2 protein-coding genes are annotated in these 1,802 nt (G+C 64.2%); both read left to right on the forward strand.

Annotated features, from left to right (window positions below; genetic code table 11):
* Positions 1 to 774: amidohydrolase family protein (locus K4G53_RS06660; RefSeq protein ID WP_221384807.1), on the forward strand; the 774-nt coding region annotated here is incomplete at its 5' end.
* A gap of 36 nt (positions 775 to 810) precedes the next feature.
* Positions 811 to 1,802, forward strand: a 992-nt coding sequence (locus K4G53_RS06665) for an MFS transporter (RefSeq protein ID WP_221384809.1), incomplete at its 3' end; no start/stop codon positions are given.

Here is a 1,802-nt window from a genome sequence, read left to right on the forward strand (position 1 = left end):
AAGTACACCCCGTGCGACGCCGGCAAGGAACAGCTGTTCGCACTGCGCGACCACCTGGGCGTGAGCCGCAACGTCATCGTGCAGGCCACCTGCCACGGCGCCGACAACAGCGCCATGGTGGACGCCGTCCAGGCAGCCGGAGGCCGTGCCCGCGGCGTCGCCACCGTCCGCCCGGACATCAACGACGCCGAACTGCAGCGACTTGACTCTGCCGGCGTGCGGGGTGTCCGGTTCAACTTCCTGAAGCGGTTGGTCAATGCCGCGCCGCAGGAGGAGTTGGCGGAAATCGCCCGGAGGATCGCCCCGCTGGGCTGGCACGTGGTCATCTACTTCGAGGGGCAGGACCTGGAGGGCCTGGAAGGGTTCTTCGGGTCCCTGCCCACGCCGCTGGTGGTGGACCACATGGGCCGCCCGGACGTCACCAAGCCCGCCACCGGTCCCGAGTTCAGCCGCTTCCTGCGCTTCGTCGAAAACAACGACGTCTGGGTTAAGGTCAGCTGCCCTGAGCGGCTCAGCATTTCCGGACCGCCAGCCTTGGACGGGGAGCGGGAGCCCTACCGTGACGTCGTGGCATTCGGACGCACCGTCGTGGAGGAATTCCCCGACCGGGTGCTCTGGGGAACCGACTGGCCCCACCCGAACCTCACCGACCACATGCCCGATGACGGGCTGCTGGTGGACTACATCCCCCACGTGGCCACCACCGCTGAGCGGCAGCACAAGCTGCTGGTCACCAACCCCATGAACCTCTACTGGCCCGGCGAAAACGCCTAGGCTCCGTCTCCAATCCCTCTTGCCCCAAGGATTCCAATGACGCATTCCAACGCCGCAAACCGCCTGGACCGGTTGCCCATCTCCAAGTTCCACAAGATCGCCCTGGTGGCCGTCTCATTCGCCTACTTCTTCGAGTTCGCAGACATCAACAGCTTCGCCACCACCGTTCCCAAGCTGATCAAGCTGTGGGGCGTCACCGTCAACCAGGTGGCCTACGTAACCTCAGCGTCCTTCGTAGGGATGTTCTTCGGCTCGCTCATCGCCAGCTGGATGGCCGACCGCTGGGGACGCAAGAACGCGCTGCTGATCACCACGCTCTGGTACGCGTCGTTCTCCCTCATCGCAGCCTTCTCCTGGGACATCGTGTCCCTCGGCGTCTTCCGGGTCCTGACATCCGCCGGGCTCTCCGCGATGACGGTAGTGGCGGTCATCTACGTCAACGAATTGTTCCCCGCGGCTAAACGCGGCAAGTACCAGGCGTACGCGATCGTCATCGGCATCTGCGGTACGCCGGCCACCAACCTCATCGCCAGCCTGGTGGTCCCCATCTCGGACTGGTCCTGGCGCCTCGTCTACATCTGGGGCGCGCTCGGCATCCTCTTCATCCTCTTCACCCGGCGCCTCAAGGAATCCCCCCGCTGGTACGAAAACAAGGGCGACTATGCAAAAGCAAACGCCATCCTGAACGAGATCGAGGCAACCGTCAGCGCGGAAAAGGGTGCCCTCCCCGAGCCCGCCGCACCTGTTGAAACCCCCAAAGCCACCAAGGCACCCCTGACACTCCTGCTGCAGAAAAAGTACCTTGCGCCCACAATTCTGCTTACCATCCTCTGGGTCACCCAGACCATCGGCTTTTTCGGCTACTCCAGCTGGGCCCCCACCCTTCTCGCCAAGGAAGGCTTCAGCGTTGAGAACTCCATCTTCTACGTGGCGCTGACCACCGTGGGGGCACCGCTGGGCTCCTACCTCGCCTCCCTCGTCACCGACCGGTTCGAGCGGAAATGGTGCCTGGTGGTCTTCGGCAGCAT

Origin of the sequence: Arthrobacter sp. MAHUQ-56 (assembly GCF_019710585.1) — a bacterium.
Lineage (GTDB): Bacteria > Actinomycetota > Actinomycetes > Actinomycetales > Micrococcaceae > Arthrobacter.